Source organism: Flavobacterium sp. F52 (genome assembly GCF_000278705.1).
In the GTDB taxonomy this organism is placed as follows: domain Bacteria; phylum Bacteroidota; class Bacteroidia; order Flavobacteriales; family Flavobacteriaceae; genus Flavobacterium; species Flavobacterium anhuiense.
Window position 1 is genome coordinate 21,551 of the sequence record NZ_AKZQ01000003.1, and the last position, 20,043, is coordinate 41,593.

The 20,043-nt window shown below is 32.3% G+C and carries 16 protein-coding genes; 12 read left to right on the plus strand and 4 right to left on the minus strand.

The window, feature by feature from the left end; genetic code table 11:
• The first annotated feature begins 2 nt into the window (after positions 1-2).
• The 3 genes from FF52_RS01085 to FF52_RS01095 are packed head-to-tail and all read left to right on the plus strand — an operon-like array spanning position 3 to position 3,323.
• Positions 3-950, plus strand: a complete 948-nt coding sequence (locus tag FF52_RS01085; protein ID WP_008462235.1) for a hypothetical protein — start codon at positions 3-5, stop codon at positions 948-950.
• Positions 947-2,047, plus strand: coding sequence for a DegT/DnrJ/EryC1/StrS family aminotransferase (locus tag FF52_RS01090; protein WP_008462238.1), 1,101 nt, complete (start codon positions 947-949; stop codon positions 2,045-2,047). Before FF52_RS01085 ends, FF52_RS01090 begins: the two co-directional genes overlap by 4 nt.
• A gap of 1 nt (position 2,048) precedes the next feature.
• Positions 2,049-3,323 carry an O-antigen translocase gene (locus FF52_RS01095; protein ID WP_035690550.1) on the plus strand — a complete coding sequence of 425 codons (1,275 nt, stop codon included), beginning with the start codon at positions 2,049-2,051 and terminating at the stop codon, positions 3,321-3,323.
• Here the strand turns inward: FF52_RS01095 and FF52_RS01100 are convergent.
• Positions 3,320-4,456: a glycosyltransferase gene (locus tag FF52_RS01100; protein WP_008462242.1), complete on the minus strand. Its 1,137-nt coding sequence runs from the start codon at positions 4,454-4,456 to the stop codon at positions 3,320-3,322. The two genes, FF52_RS01095 and FF52_RS01100, sit on opposite strands and share 4 nt — an antisense overlap.
• 45 nt (positions 4,457-4,501) lie before the next feature.
• Between FF52_RS01100 and FF52_RS01105 the strand changes: the two genes are divergently transcribed.
• Together FF52_RS01105 and FF52_RS01110 are read left to right on the plus strand one after the other, a co-directional pair.
• The gene (locus tag FF52_RS01105) at positions 4,502-5,584 is read left to right on the plus strand and encodes a glycosyltransferase (protein ID WP_008462244.1); all 1,083 of its coding nucleotides are present in this window, start codon (positions 4,502-4,504) and stop codon (positions 5,582-5,584) included.
• Positions 5,584-5,991, plus strand: a complete 408-nt coding sequence (locus tag FF52_RS01110) for a sugar 3,4-ketoisomerase (RefSeq protein ID WP_035690566.1) — start codon at positions 5,584-5,586, stop codon at positions 5,989-5,991. The genes FF52_RS01105 and FF52_RS01110 overlap by 1 nt, the downstream gene beginning before the upstream one ends.
• Here the strand turns inward: FF52_RS01110 and FF52_RS01115 are convergent.
• The 3 genes from FF52_RS01115 to FF52_RS01125 are packed head-to-tail and all read right to left on the minus strand — an operon-like array spanning position 5,974 to position 8,468.
• Positions 5,974-6,903: a glycosyltransferase family 2 protein gene (locus FF52_RS01115; RefSeq protein ID WP_008462247.1), complete on the minus strand. Its 930-nt coding sequence runs from the start codon at positions 6,901-6,903 to the stop codon at positions 5,974-5,976. The two genes, FF52_RS01110 and FF52_RS01115, sit on opposite strands and share 18 nt — an antisense overlap.
• On the minus strand, positions 6,904-7,785 hold the full coding sequence (locus tag FF52_RS01120) for a glycosyltransferase family 2 protein (protein WP_008462248.1): 882 nt from the start codon (positions 7,783-7,785) through the stop codon (positions 6,904-6,906).
• Positions 7,785-8,468, minus strand: a complete 684-nt coding sequence (locus FF52_RS01125; protein WP_008462249.1) for a cell division ATP-binding protein FtsE — start codon at positions 8,466-8,468, stop codon at positions 7,785-7,787. The genes FF52_RS01120 and FF52_RS01125 overlap by 1 nt, the downstream gene beginning before the upstream one ends.
• A gap of 309 nt (positions 8,469-8,777) precedes the next feature.
• Between FF52_RS01125 and FF52_RS01130 the strand changes: the two genes are divergently transcribed.
• The 7 genes from FF52_RS01130 to asnB (FF52_RS01160) all read left to right on the plus strand — a co-directional run bounded on the left by FF52_RS01130 (position 8,778) and on the right by asnB (FF52_RS01160) (position 19,878).
• Positions 8,778-11,792 carry a tetratricopeptide repeat protein gene (locus FF52_RS01130; RefSeq protein ID WP_008462250.1) on the plus strand — a complete coding sequence of 1,005 codons (3,015 nt, stop codon included), beginning with the start codon at positions 8,778-8,780 and terminating at the stop codon, positions 11,790-11,792.
• An 89-nt stretch (positions 11,793-11,881) separates the two neighbouring features.
• Positions 11,882-12,745, plus strand: coding sequence for a PhzF family phenazine biosynthesis protein (locus tag FF52_RS01135; protein WP_035690551.1), 864 nt, complete (start codon positions 11,882-11,884; stop codon positions 12,743-12,745).
• Between the two features lie 131 nt (positions 12,746-12,876).
• On the plus strand, positions 12,877-14,628 hold the full coding sequence (locus FF52_RS01140; RefSeq protein WP_008462252.1) for a TonB-dependent receptor: 1,752 nt from the start codon (positions 12,877-12,879) through the stop codon (positions 14,626-14,628).
• A 130-nt stretch (positions 14,629-14,758) separates the two neighbouring features.
• A complete protein-coding gene (locus tag FF52_RS01145; protein WP_008462253.1) occupies positions 14,759-15,289 on the plus strand; it encodes a GNAT family N-acetyltransferase in 531 nt (176 codons plus the stop codon).
• 64 nt (positions 15,290-15,353) lie between these two features.
• Positions 15,354-15,803 (plus strand): hypothetical protein, encoded by a 450-nt coding sequence (locus FF52_RS01150; protein ID WP_008462254.1) that lies wholly within the window; start codon positions 15,354-15,356, stop codon positions 15,801-15,803.
• Positions 15,804-16,278: 475 nt separating this feature from the next.
• Positions 16,279-17,955, plus strand: coding sequence for an asparagine synthase B (gene asnB / locus FF52_RS01155; protein ID WP_008462256.1), 1,677 nt, complete (start codon positions 16,279-16,281; stop codon positions 17,953-17,955).
• 309 nt (positions 17,956-18,264) lie between these two features.
• Positions 18,265-19,878, plus strand: coding sequence for an asparagine synthase B (gene asnB, locus FF52_RS01160; RefSeq protein WP_008462257.1), 1,614 nt, complete (start codon positions 18,265-18,267; stop codon positions 19,876-19,878).
• Positions 19,879-20,043 lie beyond the last annotated feature (165 nt).

A 20,043-nucleotide genomic window follows, 5' to 3' on the forward strand; every position in this document is an offset into this window, starting at 1 on the left:
ACATGAAATACACCATAAAAAAGTATTCTCAAGATGATTATTCGATTTGGAACGATTTTGTCGCCCAGTCCAAAAATGCCACGTTTTTGTTTCACCGCGATTTTATGGAATATCATAAAGATCGTTTTGATGATTTTTCGCTTTTGATTTTTGAAGATGAAAAATTACGTGCTATTCTTCCTGGCAATAAAAAAGGAAATACCATTTATTCGCATCAAGGACTTACTTACGGCGGATTGGTTTATTTGCCGAAATTGAAAGCAGAAAAGGTTGAATCCATTTTAGATGAAATTTTACTTTTTTTGAAAGAAAATAAATTCAAAACCTTTTATTACAAACCAATCCCGAATTTTTATTTTTCTGAAGGAAACGCAGCAATGGATTTTTTTTTGTTGAAAAGAGGAGCGATTCTAGAACGAAAAGAAATGAATTTAGCAGTTAATCTGCAAGCTCCTTTAAAGATTTCTAAAAGCAAAATGAAGCATTTTAGAAGAATCGAAAATTTAGATTTGGATATTTTTGAAGAAGAAAATTTTGATCCATTTTGGGAAAAAATTCTTGAGCCAAGATTAGCAGAAAAATTTAATGTAAAGCCAGTGCATTCCAAAGAAGAAATTGCATTTTTGAAATCTAAATTTCCTAAAAATATCAGACAATATTCTGCGTACAGAAATGATGAAATTATAGCTGGAATAACGATTTTTGAAACTAAAAATGTTGTAAAATCGCAATACGGCGCCACTTCAAAAATAGGAGAAGAATTTCGCGCACTCGATTTTTTATTCATTAATCTGATTCACAAATACAAACGAAAAGGAAAACATTTCTTTGATATGGGTATAGTGGACGAGGGAAATGAATCAGGTTACAATTTAGGGCTTTTGAACCAGAAGGAAGAATTAGGCTGTTCTGTTTACAATCAGGATTTTTATAAAATAGAAATAAAGTGATACCATTCTTAGACCTAAAAAAAATAAATGAACCGTATGAAACGGCATTTCAAGAAAAATTGAAATCGGTTTTAGACAACGGCTGGTATATTTTAGGAAAAGAAGTGGAAACATTTGAAAAAGCTTTTGCTGAATATTGTCAATCTAAATTTTGTATTGGAGTTGGAAATGGTTTTGATGCTTTGGTTCTCATTTTTAAAGGTTATATCGAACTCGGAAAACTCAAAAAAGGTGATGAGGTTATTGTTCCTGCCAATACTTATATTGCCAGTATTCTGGCTATTTTACAAGCCGATTTAGTTCCTGTTTTGGTTGAACCAAGATTAGAAACTTACAATATAAATCCAGAATTAATTCCCGAAAAAATCACTCCAAAGACAAAAGCCATTTTAGCGGTTCATTTATACGGACAATTGGCTGAAATGGATAAGATAAATGAGCTTGCAGAAAAACATGATTTGATTGTTGTAGAAGATGCAGCGCAATCTCATGGCGTAGAGAAAAATCTAAAAGCTAAAATCTATAATCTAAAATCTGCAATCGCTTACAGTTTTTACCCAGGAAAAAATCTGGGCTGTCTCGGCGACGGAGGAGCAATTACAACAAATGACGAAGCATTAGCAAAAGTCCTTTTTTCGCTTCGTAATTATGGTTCGGAAAAAAAATATCACAATGAATTTGTTGGAGTAAATTCAAGACTTGACGAATTGCAGGCTGGATTTTTGAATCTAATATTACCAAACTTAGATTCGGATAATGAAAAACGAAGAGCCATTGCAGAACGCTATTTAAAAGAAATTAAAAACCATAAAATAGTGTTGCCATTTTGGGATTTCTCCAATAATCATGTTTTTCATTTGTTTGTTATTCGAACAGAAAACAGAGAAAAGCTTCAAGAATATTTAACTCAAAATAATATTCAAACTGTAATTCATTATCCGATTCCTCCGCATAAGCAAAAAGCTTTTTCGCAATGGAATAATCTGTCATTTCCGATAACTGAAAAGATTCATAAAGAAGTCTTGAGTTTGCCTATGAGTCCAGTTTTGACAGAATCTGCAGTGGATTATATTATTGAAATTTTAAATCAATACTAATTTGAGTTTTTATAGAAAAATAATTCAAACGAATTTGTTTAAGATTACTTCTTTAAACAGTTTAAGTGTTGCTTTAAAAATCGGAATTGGATTAATTACTTCAAAAATATTAGCAGTTTTTGTTGGGCCAAGCGGAATGGCTCTAGTTGGAAATCTTCGCAATTTTTTGACTTCATTAGAAAATATCGCCACTTTAGGTTTTCAAAATGGAATTGTAAAATACACTGCCGAAAGCGAAAAAAGTAGAATTGAACTTCAAAAAATAATTTCGACCGTTTTTATTGCTTTAATAGGAGTTGCGATTCTCTTAAGCATCATTCTTTTTTGTTCAGCTTCTTATTGGAATGAAAAAATCTTTGGAGATAATACAGAATATTTAATTGTTTTTAAAACCTTATCGTTTGTCTTGCCAACTTACGGACTTTCTATATTTTTTATTGCTGTAATTAATGGTTTAGGCAAGTTTAAAAAAGTAATTAGTATTAATATTATTGGAAACATTGTAGGGCTGTTGACTTCTGTTTTTCTGATATTGCAATTCAAAACCATTGGAGCTTTAATAGCTACTATAATTGCTCCAGCATTGCTGTTTTTTATCACGTTTTATTTAGTTCAAAAAGAGATTCAGATTTTTCAATTTATAAAATTAGATGTCTTCGATTTCAAAGTTTTGAGAAATCTTTCGGCTTATTCTTTAATGACACTGGTTTCGTCTGTTTTCGGTCCTTTTGTATTTCTTGCAATTCGAAATAATATTATTCAGGATTTAGGAATAGAACAAGCTGGATATTGGGAAACCATGACGCGAATTTCAAGCTATTATTTAATGTTTGTCAGTGCAATTTTGAGTGTTTATTTCCTGCCAAAATTATCCAAAGCCCAAAATAATCAGGAAACTAAAACTATTTTTTTTCAGTACTATAAATATATTTTACCAGTTTTTGTACTTGCGTTGGCAGTACTTTATTTTAGTCGCTTTTTTGTTATTCAATTGCTTTTTACAAAAGAATTTTTACCTGTAACCGATTTGTTTTTTTGGCAGCTGTTGGGTGATGTTTTTAAAGTTTGCGCTTTAATCTTGGGGTATCAGTTTTTTGCAAAAAGAAAAACTTCAGCCTTTATCATTACAGAATTATTTTCACTGTCGGTCTTTTATACTGCAAGTTTGTATTTTATAGAAGTATTTCAAATTGAAGGTGTTGTAATTGCTTGTGTTTTTCAGAATGCATGTTATTTTATTGTTTTAGGAATTTATTTTAGAAAAAGTTTGTTTTAATTTTCATTCCATTTATGGATATACTTTTCTGCAATTTTTACAAAGTGATGTTCTTTTTCAATAAAATCTCTAGCTCTTCTTCCGATTGCAGTAATTTCTTCTGGATTTTCAATTAAAAAAGACAATTCGCTAACCAGATAATTAACGTCTGGAATGGCGTTTATGCATACTTTTTCTTGAAGATTATATCTTGCTGTAAATTCTTTTTCGGCACCTGTAAAAACTACTTTTCCTTTTGCCATTGCTTCGAGTGCATTATACCCTTGATCGTAAGCATAAATTTGATCCAATAAAATATGACAGCTATTGTAAAGATTGATATATTCAGCGTAAGGAATACTGCGAACCGTTATAATTTCAACTTTTGAAGCATATTTTTGCTCAATTATTTCTAGAGCTTTTTCAAAATAGTCATTTCCTTTTTTTAGATAATTTTCATTGTTGATTCCGTGAAAAATAACAATTTTGTCATGAATATTAAGCGGTTCGAAATGAAGTTTTCCAATATTAATAGGATTCGGAATCATCCCTAAATATTTCTTATTTCCTTGTAATGGAAGATGATAATCTAAATCTGTAGCAATAATTCCGTTTATGTTTTTGTAAATAAACTGATGGAGTTTTAAAAAAGCTTTTTCACGGAATTTCAAAACATTTCCAAAAGACTTTTTATCAATCTTATGATTAAGATATAGCGGAATTACAGATTTAAAATTAGGATTTTCGAAGCAATATTTCACATTTAGATAATCATAACCGGTACTTAAAAGAAAAAGTTTTTGGTTGTTTTTTAAGAGATACGAAATGATTTTTTTCTCAAAATGATAAGTACAATAGAAGCTGTTTTCGTTAATGAGTTGGACAACATCAAAACCAGAAAATTGTTTTTCAAATTTTAAAAATTGTCTAAAAGACAGATAAGAAGTGATATCAAATCCCGAGATTTTATAAACGGCAACTTTTACTTTTTTTGGTAAACCAGAATCCCATTTTTTTTGGATAGGAAAATCAACAGGAAAATTTTTAAAACCGTCCTTGTGACCAATAATAAAAACTTCATGTCCTAAAGCCTTCAAACCATCTTTTAAAGAATTGTGCAAATGGCTGTATTCGCCTACCAGTAAAACTTTCATTTATATGTATATTTGACAAATATATTTACTTTTTCGGTTAAAAACATGAATAAAACGAAAGTTGCTATTGTTTCGATTTCTCTTGGAAAAGGAGGTGCAGAACGTTTTGCAGGTTTGCTTACTTTCATGTTAGAAAGTTCTGGTTTTGAAGTTCATTCCATAATTGTCAATGACGATATAGATTATGAATATACTGGAGCTTTGTTCAATTTAGAAAAAGAAAGTGCGGGTTCATTTTCTGTTTTTAGAAAATTAAAAAAAGGAAAACTGTTGAGGAATTATTTAAACCAAAATAATATTGATATTGTTATTGACAGCAGAACGAGAAATATTTTGTTGCGAGAACTAATTACTAAATTTATTTACCGCAATTCAAAAATCTATTATATCGTTCACAGTTATAATTTTAAAGAATATTTTCCTTCTTCAAAGTTTTGGTCGAAAATACTTTATGAGAATGTTCAAGCTTTAGTCTGTGTTTCAAAGGCAATAGAGGAAAAAATAAATAAGTTATACGAACTTAAAAACACCATTACAATTCACAATCCGTTTTCTATTGAAGAAGAAGAATTGAAAAAAGAAGTCTTAGAAACCAAAAAAGTAATTTTATATTTTGGAAGATTTGAAGAAAAAGTGAAAAATTTTACACTGATGTTAGAAGCTTTTTCTCAATCAAAATTATATGAAAAAGGATATCAATTACATTTGATGGGATCTGGAGATGATGCAGATTTTATTCAGCAGAAAATTAAAACTTTGAATTTGAATGGTTATGTTAAGATTCTTCCATTCAAAGAAAATCCTTTTGAAGAAGTTCGAGAAGCAAAATTTACAATTTTGACAAGTTATTACGAAGGATTTCCGCTATCGGTTATAGAATCATTAGCATTAGGAACGCCAGTTGTTGCCGTTGATTGCAATTCTGGACCGCGAGAAATTATTCAGAATGAGTTTAATGGTTTATTGATCGAAGACCATAACACGAAAGATTTAGCCGAAGCAATGAATAGATTTGTAGAAGACGCTGAATTATATCGTTTTTGCAAACAGAATGCGGTTGAAAGTGTAAAACATTTGTCTTTAAAACATATTTCAGATCAATGGAAAAAACTTCTAAACAATCACTAATGACGAATATTTCAGACATTCAATTGATCGAGATTCCAAAAATTCAAGATCGGAGAGGAAATCTTTCAGTTGTTGAAGGCAATACGATTCCGTTTGTTTCCAAAAGAGTATATTATTTGTATGATGTGCCGAGTGGAAGCAAAAGGGGAGGACATGCGCATATTGAACAGCAGGAACTTTTAATAGCTCTAAGCGGCAGTTTTGATGTGGTTTTGAAAGATGGGAAAAATACCAAAACAATTACATTAAATAAACCAAATATAGGTTTGCTTATTGTTTCGGGAATTTGGCGTGAACTTAAAAATTTCTCGTCGGGAAGTGTTTGTCTAGTTTTGTCTTCGGGTGAATTTAGCGAGGAAGATTATATTCGAGAATACAAAAAGTTCCGATTATTTAAAAACAGATGAACCGATTCCTAAATTTGCTAAAAAGGTTTTAAAAGAAATTAAAATGCGTAAAATAAATGCAGGAAGACGCAGTAAAAATCTTTTCTTCCAACCAATTTTTTTTAAATCTATTGAATTATAATATTTATAAAAAAGAGCAGTTTCTCCAGCTAATTTGCCTTTAATGGCAAGTGAAAACCGATTTAAATCTAAAAAGTATTTTAAGTCTGGATTTGTTTGTTCGGACTCTTCAAATTTTGAAAAATCCATTTTTTCTTTCATCAGATTTTTGTTTTTCGAAAGGCTTTTAGGGTCGTAGACATATCTTGCCAATATTTTCCAAGAAAAAACAACTGGAAAAACAAGTCCGATTCTAATCCATAAATCGGTATCTTGACCGCTTTTAATTTTGGTGTCAAAATTTCCAATTTCAGCAAAAACAGATTGATGAAAAACAGCACACGAAGTACAGAGAACGGTTTCTTTTAAACTGGCCTTAAAATAGTTTACAATTTCAAATTCGTCATTTGTTTTTGAAATCGAATATTGTGCAGAGATTACTTTTTTTGAAGTTTCAAATTCTATTGCAGCAGAAAATACTTTTTGGTCTGGAAGTTTTGAAATATTGGTAAACATAGTTTCTAAAAATGTCGGATACCAATAATCGTCGGCATCAAGAAAAGTTATAAAATGGGCTGATGCTTTTTCGATTCCGTAATTTCTAGCCGCAGAAGCGCCTTCATTTTTTTTGCTAAAATAATGGATTCTAGAATCTTTAAATTGAAGTAGCTTTTCTTCGCTTTTATCTGTTGATCCGTCATTTACTACAATAATTTCAAAGTTCTGAAAAGTTTGATCGAAAACGCTTTGTATCGTGTTTGCGATAAAGTTTTCTTTGTTGTAAAGCGGAATTATGATAGAAAAAAAAGCCATTTATTTTGTTTTAAGAAAACAGTAATAACCTAATTTGTAAATGTCAAACAGAAAAAGTGAAGGTTTGTCTGAAAGTAAATTTCGCTCAATTTTTTGTTCCGATTTTTTAAAAACAAAATTAAAAAGAGAAGTCAGTTTTAGTTTTTTTAAGCGGTCGAAAGAGCGGATAATTTTGCTTTCTTTTTTCGATATTTTATTCAAATAATCTAAAAGAACTAGATTTTCTAATGCAGTTTTTGTTTTGTTTAGAAATAAAGAGGAAGATTCTAAATTTAAATGAAAAACAGGATTTTCAATATGTTTAATCTCAATTTGATTGGATTTTAATATGGCAAAAAAAAGCAGATCTTCATAACCGTATTTTGTTAGATTTTCATCAAAAGGAAAGTGATTAAGAATTTCTTTCTTGATCAATAAATTAGAAACCAATGCAGTGTTTGATGGATTTTTATTTCTTTCTGATAAACTTAAAGCTTCTCTTTTTTTGCCATAAATCCAACGTAAAATTTGTTCTGGTAGTGGCTTTTTGTTTTCATACAAAAGTCCGCCAAAAACAGCTTTATTTTCTATTTCTGAAATATAATTCGAAATAAAATTATCGTGAACTGGAATTGTATCAGCATCCAAAAATAGCAAGTTTTCGTAAACTGCTTTTTCGGCCAATAAATTTCGAATCGCGCTTCGTCCAATATTTTTTTCTAAAACAGAATATGAAGCGTTCTCAAATAGATTGATTTTTTGATTTTCAAGTATAAACCTTTGAGAAGCATCATCTAGACAAATGATTTCAAAAATAATTCCGCAAGAATTGCATTGCTTTACTAATTCGCTTACAAGCGGTAAAACATCATAATTATAAACCGGAATTAAAATGGAAAGCATTACACGCTTCTTTGAACCACTTCGAAGATTCTTTCATCTTCACATTTCAAAGTTTTAGATGGGAATTTCATTAGTAAAGCATAATCATGAGTCGCCATAATTACAGTTTTACCAGCGGCGTTGATTGCTTTTAGTACTTCTAATACTTCAGAACTCGTTTGCGGATCAAGGTTTCCTGTAGGTTCGTCGGCTAAAATAAACTCTGGGTCGTTAAGCAATGCTCTTGCAATTGCAACACGCTGCTGTTCTCCGCCAGAAAGCTGGTGAGGCATTTTGTTTACAAAATCTTTCATGCCTACTTTGTCCAAAACTTCATCAATTTTGTGCTGCATGGCTTCTTTTTCGACCCATCCTGTAGCTCTCAAAACAAAAAGCATATTGTCTTTTATAGAACGGTCTGGAAGCAGTTTGAAATCCTGAAATACAATTCCGATTTTACGTCTCAAGTACGGAATATCGTTTTCTTTTAAAGTAGCCAAATCAAATTCAACAATATGTCCTTCGCCTTCAATTAACGGCAAATCAGCATACAAAGTTTTTAGGAAACTACTTTTCCCAGAACCAGTTTTTCCAATAATGTAGATAAACTCACCATGCTTAACATCTAAGTTAATGTGAGATATAATTTTTCTTCCTTCTTGATATATAGTGACTTCTTTAAGAGACAGTACGGTTTGTGACATAATAAAATTGGTTTGAATGGTAAAAGTAATAAGATAACGCTTGTATTCAAAATAAATTTCAATCATTTCTTAAGAAAAATTCTCGAAAAACGGTTGAAAATTTAAACCCTGAAAGTAATCTAAGTTCATTTTGGTTAATCTGCCAAAAGCTCCTAACTTATAATAACTTATCTATCTTACAATGGCTCAGAATCAATTTTTATAATACGCTTAAATGGGAATTATCGAATATTTGTTCATAATAAAACCTCAAAACGTTTCGTTATAACCCGTATAAAATGATACATTTGAATACTAAATATTATTACAATGCGTAAACTTTCCAAGTTCTTTTTATACCAAATTATCCTTGCTTCGACTATAGCTACGGCACAAAAATCGGCTATTTATACTTACGAATTAAAGGATTTTGACAAAGCACTGGCTTTATATAATGATAAACAATATGCTTCGGCACAATTGATTTTTGAAAAAGTAAAATACAATGCGACTAACGAAGAAGTTCAGTCAGATTGTGCGTACTACATTGCCAATTGTGCGATAAGAACCAATAAAGCAAATGCCGATGCTTTGGTAGAAAATTTTGTTAATGATTATCCAACAAGTACTAAACAAAATCAGGCTTATATTGAAGCTGCGCAATATTTTTTCGAACAAGGGAACTATCCAAAAGCTTTACAGTGGTTTGACAAGGTAGATGAAAGTTACATGAGCAAAACTGAGTCTGATAAGTTTAATTTCATGAAAGGCTACAGCTATTTTAATGCTAAAAAGAAAAAAGAAGCCACCAATTATTTTAATAAGGTTGTCAATTCAAAAGAATATGGTTCTCAGGCCAAATATTACTTAGGTTTTATGGCGTATGAAGGTGACGATTACAAAGAAGCTACAAAGTACTTTGATGAGGTTTCTGGAGAAGAAAAATACAAAGAAAAGCTATCGTATTATCAGGCTGATATGAATTTCAAATTAGGAAATTTCCAAAAAGCGATTGATTTAGGATTGGTAGCCATGAACAAATCAAACGATATTGAAAAATCGGAACTGAATAAAATTATTGGAGAAAGTTATTTTAACTTAAAACAATATGGAAAAGCAATTCCGTATTTAGAGCAATATGCTGGTAAAAAAGGGAAATGGAACAACACCGATTTTTATCAATTAGGTTACGCATATTATGAACAGAAAGAGTACGAAAAAGCGATTTCTCAATTCAATAAAATTATTGAAGGAAAGGATTTCGTTGCACAGAATGCTTATTATCATTTAGGTTTAAGTTATTTAAATACTGGTAAAAAGCAGGAAGCTTTAAATGCTTTCAAGAATGCTTCTGAAATGGATTTCAACGCGCAGATTCAAGAAGATGCGGCTTTAAATTATGCTAAATTAAGTTACGATATCGGAAATGCATATCAGGCTGTTCCCGGCATTTTATTAGATTTCCTTAAAAAATATCCAAACAATTCTAGCCGTGCAGAAGTAGAAAAGCTTTTGGTTGATTCTTATATTTCTTCTAAAAATTACAAAGAAGCTTTAGTTTTATTAGAAAAAAATAGATCCGCTGAAAACAAAGCTGCGTATCAAAAAGTGCTTTTCTATCGTGGATTGGAATTGTACAACGAAAATAATTACCAAGAAGCGGGTAAAATGTTCAAAAGTGCGATCAGCGAACAAAAAACACCTGAGTTTACAGCACGTGCCACTTTCTGGAAAGCAGAAACAGAATATCTGAATGATGATATGCAAAATGCTTTACTAACGTATAAGCAATTTGCTGGAATGGCTGCTGCAAAATCTACAGACGAATATAAAAATATCAATTACAATATTGGTTACACGTATTTTAAGCTGAAAGAATACGATCAGGCGGCGAATTCTTTTCAGGCTCAAATCGATAATTCGCCTTCAGACAAAGTTCGTTTAAACGATTCTTATCTGCGTTTAGGAGATTGTCGTTTCGTGACTTCAAAATACAGCGCTGCTAACGAGGCATACGCAAAAGCGATTGCTGCAAAAGGCGTAGATGCTGATTATGCGCAATTTCAAAAAGCACTTTCTTACGGATTCATGTCGAATAATGCGAAGAAAGTGGATGAATTGAATAACTTCCTTCAGATGTACAAAAAATCGTCTTACAGAGATGATGCTTTGTTCGAATTAGGAAATACTTACGTTGCAGAAAAGAAAAACGATCAAGCTTTGAAAACGTATGATCAATTGATTTCAGAATTCCAAAACGGATCTTTTACTTCAAAAGCAATTTTAAAACAAGGATTGATTTATTATAATTCAGATCGCGATCAGCAGGCTTTAACAAAATTCAAAAAAGTAGCGGCTGAATTTCCAAAAACACCAGAAGCTTTAGAAGCGGTTTCAACAGCAAGATTAATCTATGTTGATTCAGGAAAAGTAGACGAATATGCAACTTGGGTTCGTACTTTAGATTTTGTTGAGGTCTCAGATGCTGAATTAGATAACGATACTTACGATGCAGCCTTTAAACAATACAGCCAAAATAATAGCAAAGCTGCAATTACAGGATTTGGAGGTTATGTAAGCAAATTTCCAGCTGGTTTGCACGCTTTGGAAGCTAATTTTTATCTAGCACAATTGTATTATGCTGAAGGATCTGAAACAAAATCGACATCAAATTATCAATATGTAATCGATCAGCCTAGAAATGAATTTACAGAACAGGCTTTAAATAGATTGTCTCAAATTTACTTAAAAGCAAAAGATTGTGATAAAGCAATTCCGGTTTTAAAACGTTTAGAAAGCGAAGCAGATTATCCGCAGAACAAGACTTTTGCTCAGGCAAACCTAATGAAATGTTATTATGACAAAAAAGATTATGACAATTCGGTTACTGCTGCTGAAAAAGTTTTAGAAAACCCAAAATCTGATGCAGGAGTAAAAGCAGATGCCCAGATCATTGTGGCAAGAGCGGCGATTCAAACAGGGAATGAAGATAAAGCGAAAACAGCTTACGCTAAATTAATGACAACTTCAAAAGGAGAATTAGCAGCAGAAGCGTTGTATTACGATGCCTATTTTAAAACCAAAGAAGGGAAATTTGATGCTTCGAATACTGCGGTTCAAAAATTGGCAAAAAGCTATTCGGCGTATAAATATTACGGAGCAAAAGGTTTGGTGTTAATGGCGAAGAACTTCTACGGATTAAAAGACAGTTATCAGGCAACTTATATTTTAGATAACGTAATCAACAATTTTACAGATTATCCAGATGTTGTCGAAGAAGCGAAAAAAGAATTAGGAGCTATTAAAGCGGAAGAGTCAAAAACAAATTCGTCGATTAATAGATAGAAAAATAGAAGAAAGAGCTAAGAAGCAAGATTTCAATGAAAAGTCTTTTCTCTTGCTTCTTGGCTCTATTCTCAAAAAAAAAGAAAGAAATGAGTTTACCTTTTTACATAGTTGATGTTTTTGCTGATAAGAAATATGCCGGAAATCAGTTGGCGGTTTTTTTAGATGCTGAGAATTTAAGTTCGGAAGAAATGCAGCAGATTGCGCGCGAGATTAATTTTGCGGAAAGCACATTTGTAACGAAACTGGACAAAGAAAACAATAAAGCCGAAATAAGAATTTTTACTCCTGCTCACGAAATGCAGTTTGCAGGACATCCGATCATTGGGACTTCTTGGGTTTTGATGAATAAGATCTTTGAAAATTCGCCTAACGAAATAAAATTAGAAGTTCCTATTGGACCAATTTCGATCAATAAAACCGAAGATTTGATTTGGCTAAAAGCGGCGCAACCAAAGTTTTGGGATGTTTTTGCAAAAGAAGATTTCCCATCTTTCAGCAACTTGACAATTGATGATTTTGACAATCAATATTTGATACAAGAAGTGACTACGGGAAGTGCATTTGTAATTGTTCCGTTAAACAGCAAAAGAGCTTTAGAGAATTTGGTTTTAGATAAAGATAAAACCGATAAATGGTTGAAACAGCATTGTAAAACAGATCACAGAGGGCTGTATTTTTATAGTTTTGAAGATTCGAAGTTGGCAACCAGAATGTTATGTGTAGAAAATAATCAATTGGTGGAAGATGCAGCAACAGGAAGTGCAAGTACTTGTCTGCAGGCCTATCTTTTAAAATATCATTCTCCTGTAATTGAAGTAACAAACCATCAGGGAGATTACATTGGCCGACCGTCTGAAATTTATTTTAAAGGGAAACTGGAAAATAATCAGTTTGATATTAAAATAGGAGGAAAAGCTCAATTTGTAGCCAAAGGAGAGTGGGAAGCTTAAGCAAGATAATAGAAAATAGAACAAAGAAAAAAGATTTTAGAATATAGAAAGAGAACAAAGAGTTTTTAGGATAAGAATTAGATAAGTCTATTTTCTATACTCTTTTCTCTATACTCTTAAAAAGAAGAAATATGAAATTAAATTGCCAGTATAAAATTATCGTTTTGCTAGTATTATTTGTTGGTCAGTTTTCGATTGCACAGAAGAAAAATGAAAGTATCGGAACTGAAACTGTAAACGTGGTAAAACCATATTCGCCGACTGTTTCAGATGCTTTTAAAGTAAAAGAAACACCTTCGCTTGACGATAACGGGAATCAGCCGAAAGAAGTTATTAAATATAGTATTCTGTCTGTTCCTGTGGCTTCTACTTTTACGCCTTCAAAGGGAAAAGCTGAAGGTGTGGAAAAAGCTAAAAAAGAAAGATTGTTTAATAATTACGCAACTTTAGGACTTGGAAATTATAGCACTTTGAACGGTGAATTATTCGTAAATCAGGATTTGGGCAATAATGATTATGTAGCCGGAATGTTTCGCCATCACTCTTCTCAAGGCGGAATTAAAGATGTTGAATTGAATGATGAATTTTACGATACGTCAATTAATGTGGGTTACGGACAAAACAATAGAGATAATACTTGGGGAGTCGATTTAGGATATCAAAACCAAATTTATAACTGGTACGGACTTCCATCAGATTTTGGATCAACAATTCCAGATCAGCGTTATGATTTGGTAAACAGCATTAATCCAAACCATTCTTATAATACCATTTGGGTTGGCGGAAATGCCGAATTTAACGAAAGCATTTTCAGTAAGCTTTCTGCAAAATTCACTCATTTTTCAGATAGTTATTCTTCATCAGAAAACAGATTTTATGTAAAGCCGACTTTTACTGTTGATGTAATGGATCAGGCAATTAAAACCAATGTAATTGTAGATCATGTAAGCGGATCTTTTAAAAACAATTATTTTCAAGATAATACAGAAGCTTTAAAATACAGTTTTACAAATGTTGGAATCGAACCAAGTTTTGTAATCAATGAAAACGAATGGACATTAGAACTAGGAGCTGGAATCTATTACAGTGCAGATTCTGAAAACAGTGGCAATAAATTTTATTTCTATCCAAAAGTAAATGCTTCATATAGATTGGTTGGCGATTTGATGATTTTTTATACAGGAGTTAATGGAGCTTTAAACCAAAATTCGTATGCCGATTTTGTGACCGAGAATCCGTTTTTGTCTCCGACTTTAAACATGCGTCCGTCAAGTACACAATATAATGTATTTGCAGGTTTGAAAGGGAAATTGGCAAATAACGTAAATTATAACTTGACCGCTTCTTACTTGAATGAAAAAGATAAAGCACTGTTTAAAGCAAATGATTATACAGAAGTAATTACCAATGAAGATTATGCTTTCGGAAACTCATTTGGAGTAGTGTATGAAGATATTAGAACATTCCGTTTCTACGGAGAATTAAAAGCCGATTTCTCTCAAAATGTAACTTTCGGAATCAACGGAACTTTTAATAGTTATAATACCGACAATGCAGTCGAAGCATGGAATTTGCCATCAATGAAATTAAGTTCGACTTTGGACGTTAATATTACAAAGCAGTGGTACGCAGGATTTAATGTGTTTTATGTTGGAGAAAGAAAAGATATGCAGACCAATACTTCTTTAGGAATTGATGCAACACCAATTACCTTAAAAAGTTATTTTGATGCTAATGCTCATGTTGGATATAAATTCAGCGAACGTTTGACGTTTTTCTTAAAACTGAATAATATTGGAAATCAAGCTTACGAAAAATGGTTGAATTATCCTGTACAAGGATTCCAAGTTTTAGGAGGCGCAAATTATAAATTTGATTTTTAAGGCTTAATGCCACAAAGACACTAAGGCACAAAGATTTTATAAAAGATAAAGTGCCTTTTTTTTCAGCCATGGGCTCATGAATTTTTTGGAGTAGATTCGTGAATTCGTGGCTGTTTTTTAATTTTATAAAATGGAAATTATATTACGTCAAGAAAATAAAAATGATTTTGAAAGTGTTTTTCATTTGATAGAAAAAGCTTTTGAAAAGGAAGAATACAGCGATCATAAAGAACAATTTTTGGTAGAAAGACTTAGAAACTCTGAAGCCTTTATTCCTGAATTGTCTATTGTTGCAGAAATTGATAATGAAATTGTCGGTCATATTTTATTTACCAAGCTGAAAATTAAAAATAATTTAAATTCATTTGAATCTTTGGCATTAGCTCCCGTTTCAGTTTTGCCAGAATTTCAAGGAAAAGGAATTGGTTCTAAACTTATTTTACATGGACATGAAATCGCGAAAAGGTTAGGTTACAAATCGGTTATTTTGTTAGGACATCAAGATTATTATCCAAGATTTGGATATAAACTTTGTGAAAAGTACAATATCAAAATGCCTTTTGATGTTCCATCAGAAAACTGTATGGTTATTGCATTAGCGGAAGATGGTTTAAAAGGAGTAAGCGGAGAAGTGGTCTATCCAAAAGCTTTTTTCGAATAAAAATTTAGACAAAAGGAAAAACCTTTGCACTTTTGCACCTCAGAATCTCAGTACCTTTAAAAAAATGACTTTCAAAGAAAAAATATATTCTCACTATACACAAATGGTTCAAGACAGAATTGATGTTTTTAGAGACATGATTTCTGGTTTGACAGAAGATTCAAAAAACGATGCCAAAGGTTCAGCTGGCGATAAACACGAAACAGCTTTGTCGATGATGCATATCGAACAGGAAAAATTGACTAATAAGTTGAAGGAAGCCCTTGAGCAAAAAGCAATTTTAGATAAAATAGACCCGCTTAAGACAACAGAAAACATCGTTTTAGGCAGTTTAGTAAAAGCCAACGGAATTTATTTATATGTGAGTGTTGCGCTTCCTAAAATTGCAATTGAAGGAATTAATGTTATTGCGCTTTCTCCACAATCTCCCTTAGGAAATCATTTAATGGGGAATAAAGCTGGATTTCAATTTGAAATAAATAAGACGCATTATACTATTGAAAGTGTAGAATAAGTCTTTTTTCGCTATCAACTTTGACAAAGTTCAATACGTAGCCATCCTATCCAATCTTGTCATTCTGAGGAACGAAGAATCTCACTAGTTTGTCGACAAAGATCGGCATTATTCTTTGCGGAGTTTCTAGTGTGATTCTTCGTTCCTCAGAATGACAAACACTGTGTTCTTGCTTAAAATACAATTCCAGAACAACTTTTCTTCTCATCTTTACGAATCTTTCATTTGTAACAGAATAACTCAAAATTTAATTCAAAAAACCGATTTAAAGTTTCAATTTTAAAGCAGTTTTATACTCAAAATTAAAAATTTCAAGTTTAAGACTTTTTTTTATATCAAAATTTTACATTTTTTATGTAAAATTGTTGTTTTGATTTGTAATTGTAATTGATATTGAGGTTTGTGTTTTTCAATTGTAACTAATATCACATCTTTGCCCTATCAAATTAAAATTTACAAAATAAAATATAAAATTATGTGTGGAATTGTATGTGCCTTTGATCTTAAACAAAAAGCTGAAGCTTTAAGACCTCAAGTATTAGAAATGTCAAAAATCATTCGTCACCGTGGACCAGACTGGAGCGGAATTTTCAGTAATGATAAAGCAATTCTTTCTCACGAGCGTTTGGCAATTGTAGATCCAGCGTCAGGAAAACAACCTTTATTTACAGAAGATAAAAAATTGGTTTTGGCTGCGAATGGTGAAATCTACAACCACAGAGATTTGCGTAAACAATTTGCTGGTAAATATAACTTTCAAACTGAAAGTGACTGTGAAGTTATTTTAGCTTTATATAAAGAAAAAGGAGTACACTTCGTTGATGAATTAAACGGAATCTTCGGATTTGCAATCTACGATGTAGATAAAGACGAGTATTTTGTTGCTCGTGACCATATGGGAATTATTCCGTTGTACATTGGATGGGATCAGCACGGGACTTTCTATGTGGCTTCTGAGTTAAAAGCTCTTGAAGGATATTGTACAAAAATTGAATTATTCCCTCCAGGACATTATTTATCAAGCAAAGACGGTGAATTTGTACAATGGTACAAAAGAGACTGGACAGAATATGATGCTGTAAAAGATAACGAAACAAGTATTCCTGAAATCAGAAAAGCATTGGAAGCTGCAGTTCACAGACAATTAATGAGTGACGTTCCTTACGGAGTTTTACTTTCAGGAGGTTTAGATTCTTCTATTACTTCGGCTGTGGCTAAGAAATTTGCTCAAAAAAGAATTGAGTCAGATGACACTACAGATGCTTGGTATCCGCAATTGCACTCTTTCTCTGTTGGTTTAGAAGGTTCTCCAGATTTAGCAGCAGCAAGAAAAGTTGCAGATCATATTGGAACTATTCACCACGAAATCAAATTTACGATCCAAGAAGGATTAGATGCAGTTCGTGATGTAATTTACAACCTTGAGACTTATGACGTAACTACAGTTAGAGCTTCAACTCCAATGTGGTTAATGGCAAGAGTGATCAAATCTATGGGAATCAAAATGGTTCTTTCGGGAGAAGGTGCAGATGAGTTGTTTGGAGGATATTTGTATTTCCACAAAGCGCCAAACGCTAAAGAATTCCACGAAGAAAACGTTCGTAAATTAGGAAAACTTCATATGTATGACTGTTTACGTGCCAACAAAAGTTTAGCAGCTTGGGGAATTGAAGGTCGTGTGCCATTCTTGGATAAAGAATTTATGGATGTTGCCATGCGTATCAACCCGCAAGATAAAATGATTAACAAAGAGCACCCAATGGAAAAATGGGTAGTTCGTAAAGCTTTTGAAGACATGCTTCCAGAAAGTGTAGCTTGGAGACAAAAAGAACAATTCTCTGATGGAGTAGGATACAGCTGGATTGATACTTTAAAAGAAGTGGTAGCTAGAGAAGTTTCAGACGAACAATTGGCAAACGCGAGATTTAAATTCCCATTGCAAACACCAACTTCAAAAGAAGAGTACTATTATCGTTCAATTTTTACTGAACATTTCCCAAGCGATGCAGCAGCATTGTGTGTGCCTCAGGAAGCAAGTGTGGCATGTAGTACAAAAATTGCTTTGGAGTGGGATGAAGCTTTCAAAAACTTAAACGATCCATCAGGAAGAGCAGTAGCAAATGTTCACGACGATGCTTACGTTAAAGCATAAAATAGAGTTTAATTTTTAGAATTAGTATATATATTGCGGAAAAACGTTCTCTTTAAGAGAGCGTTTTTTTGTCTTAACTGTTAAATTAAATAATTAAGGCCTCTCTAAGATTTGTTATTTGTAATTATTTAACTTTCTTTTAATATATTTGAAACCCCATAAAAAACGTTAAATGCTATTGTATTTTAAGAATTTAATAGCAAAAAGCAAAATTTAATATTTAGTTTTGCTTTGTATGAAAAATTTTAATGATTTTTTAATGTTCAGTTAGCCTAAAAACTGAATGTAAATAAATAAAATAGAAGTATTATGTCTGGATTATTGGCCGTAATTGGAAAAGGAAAAGACCCGAAACTTGTAAAAGAACTTTCTGAAAGAATGTCACATCGCGGACCTGACGAAAGCGATATTCATATCATGGAAAATGGTAGTATACTTTGTCATGAAAGCCTATCGATTATTGATCTTAATTCGGGGAAACAGCCAATTCAAGGAACTAATAAAGCTTGGATGGTGCATGATGGGGAAATTTATAATTATAAAGAACTTAAAAATACGGTATTAAAGCACCATACTTTTAGAACAGAATCAGATTCAGAAGTGATTGTACATCTGTATGAAGAATTTGGATATGATTTCTGCAATAAATTAGATGGAGATTTTGCTTTTGTGGTTATCGATGGAGATAAATATATTGCTGGCCGTGACCCGATTGGGGTAAAACCTTTGTATTATGGTTTGGATGAAAGAGGACGAATTTATTTTTCGTCAGAAATGAAATCTATTGCAGACCAATGCAAATCGTTTTCTACTTTTCCTCCAGGACATTATTATACGGCAAAAACTGGTTTTGTAAAATACTATCGTCCAGAATACGAAGACCATAAAAATGCAACTCAGCCACTAGATTTAGAGTTAATTCGCGAAAGCTTAATTCAGGCAACACGCAAACGTTTATTGGCCGAAGTGCCATTAGGAGTTGTGTTGTCGGGAGGTTTGGATACTTCTCTGATTTCAGCAATTACGTCAAGATTATTAAAAGAAAAAGGCGAAAAACTGCATTCTTTTTCTATCGGATTGGATGCTGATGCTCCAGATAATGTTGTGGCAAGAAAAGCAGCTGCATTTTTGGGGACAGAACATCACGAAATTCATTTTTCTGTAGAAGAAGGAGTGAAAGCCTTAGAAAAAGTAATTTATCATATCGAAACTTACGATATTATTTCGGTAAGATCTGGTGTGCCAATGTATTTGCTTTCTAAAGCTATCGCTGATCAAGGAATAAAAGTAATCTTGTCTGGCGAGGGAGCTGATGAGGTTTTTGGTGGACATTTGTATTTTAGAAATGCGCCTTCGGAAGAAGAATTTCAGGATGAAACGATAGAACGAGTGCAGAAGCTGTTTACAGCCGATTTGCTACGTGCAGATAAAACGACAATGGCAAATGGTTTAGAAGTGCGAATTCCGTTTTTGGATACCGAATTTTTAGATGTTGCGATTCGAATTAAAACAGAAGAAAAACAGCCAAAAACGTATGATGGCGTTGAAAAATATATTTTAAGAAAAGCTTTTGATACAGAAGATACTTATTTGCCTTCAGAAGTTTTATGGCGTCAGAAAGAGCAATTTTCTGATGGTGTAGGATATAGTTGGGTTGACGAATTAATCGAATATTGCGCTTCGCAGGTTACAGATGAGCAATTGGCGGGAGCAAGTCTTGAGTTTCCGTACAATTCGCCAACGACTAAAGAAGCGTATTTATACAGATCGATTTTCCATAAATTCTATCCGCAGGTCAGTGCAGCGCAAACTGTTCGAAAATGGATACCAAAATGGCAGGAAAATCTCGATCCAAGCGGAAGGGCAAATGCTGCACACTTAAATGGTAATTTTGAAACTGTAAAAACTACTGTTATTGCTTAAAAGTAGAAAATTCCAATTTCTTAAATTCCAAATTCCAAAAAAAAGGAAAAATCAATAAAATAAATTCCAAATTCCAAGTTGGGGCTGATATAGAAAAACCGAAAAACATTTTAATGTGATTTCGGTTTTTTTATTGTAATGTTTTAAGCGGATTTTAAAATTTTG

What these genes read in the sequence shown, in the direction of transcription:
- FF52_RS01085 (WP_008462235.1), top strand. Translation starts at nt 3, where the DNA reads ATGAAATACACCATAAAAAAGTATTCTCAAGATGATTATTCGATTTGG.
- FF52_RS01100 (WP_008462242.1), bottom strand. Translation starts at nt 4,456, where the DNA reads ATGAAAGTTTTACTGGTAGGCGAATACAGCCATTTGCACAATTCTTTA.
- FF52_RS01105 (WP_008462244.1), top strand. Translation starts at nt 4,502, where the DNA reads ATGAATAAAACGAAAGTTGCTATTGTTTCGATTTCTCTTGGAAAAGGA.
- FF52_RS01110 (WP_035690566.1), top strand. Translation starts at nt 5,584, where the DNA reads ATGACGAATATTTCAGACATTCAATTGATCGAGATTCCAAAAATTCAA.
- FF52_RS01115 (WP_008462247.1), bottom strand. Translation starts at nt 6,903, where the DNA reads ATGGCTTTTTTTTCTATCATAATTCCGCTTTACAACAAAGAAAACTTT.
- FF52_RS01120 (WP_008462248.1), bottom strand. Translation starts at nt 7,785, where the DNA reads ATGCTTTCCATTTTAATTCCGGTTTATAATTATGATGTTTTACCGCTT.
- FF52_RS01125 (WP_008462249.1), bottom strand. Translation starts at nt 8,468, where the DNA reads ATGTCACAAACCGTACTGTCTCTTAAAGAAGTCACTATATATCAAGAA.
- FF52_RS01130 (WP_008462250.1), top strand. Translation starts at nt 8,778, where the DNA reads ATGCGTAAACTTTCCAAGTTCTTTTTATACCAAATTATCCTTGCTTCG.
- FF52_RS01135 (WP_035690551.1), top strand. Translation starts at nt 11,882, where the DNA reads ATGAGTTTACCTTTTTACATAGTTGATGTTTTTGCTGATAAGAAATAT.
- FF52_RS01140 (WP_008462252.1), top strand. Translation starts at nt 12,877, where the DNA reads ATGAAATTAAATTGCCAGTATAAAATTATCGTTTTGCTAGTATTATTT.
- FF52_RS01145 (WP_008462253.1), top strand. Translation starts at nt 14,759, where the DNA reads ATGGAAATTATATTACGTCAAGAAAATAAAAATGATTTTGAAAGTGTT.
- FF52_RS01150 (WP_008462254.1), top strand. Translation starts at nt 15,354, where the DNA reads ATGACTTTCAAAGAAAAAATATATTCTCACTATACACAAATGGTTCAA.
- asnB (WP_008462256.1), top strand. Translation starts at nt 16,279, where the DNA reads ATGTGTGGAATTGTATGTGCCTTTGATCTTAAACAAAAAGCTGAAGCT.
- asnB (WP_008462257.1), top strand. Translation starts at nt 18,265, where the DNA reads ATGTCTGGATTATTGGCCGTAATTGGAAAAGGAAAAGACCCGAAACTT.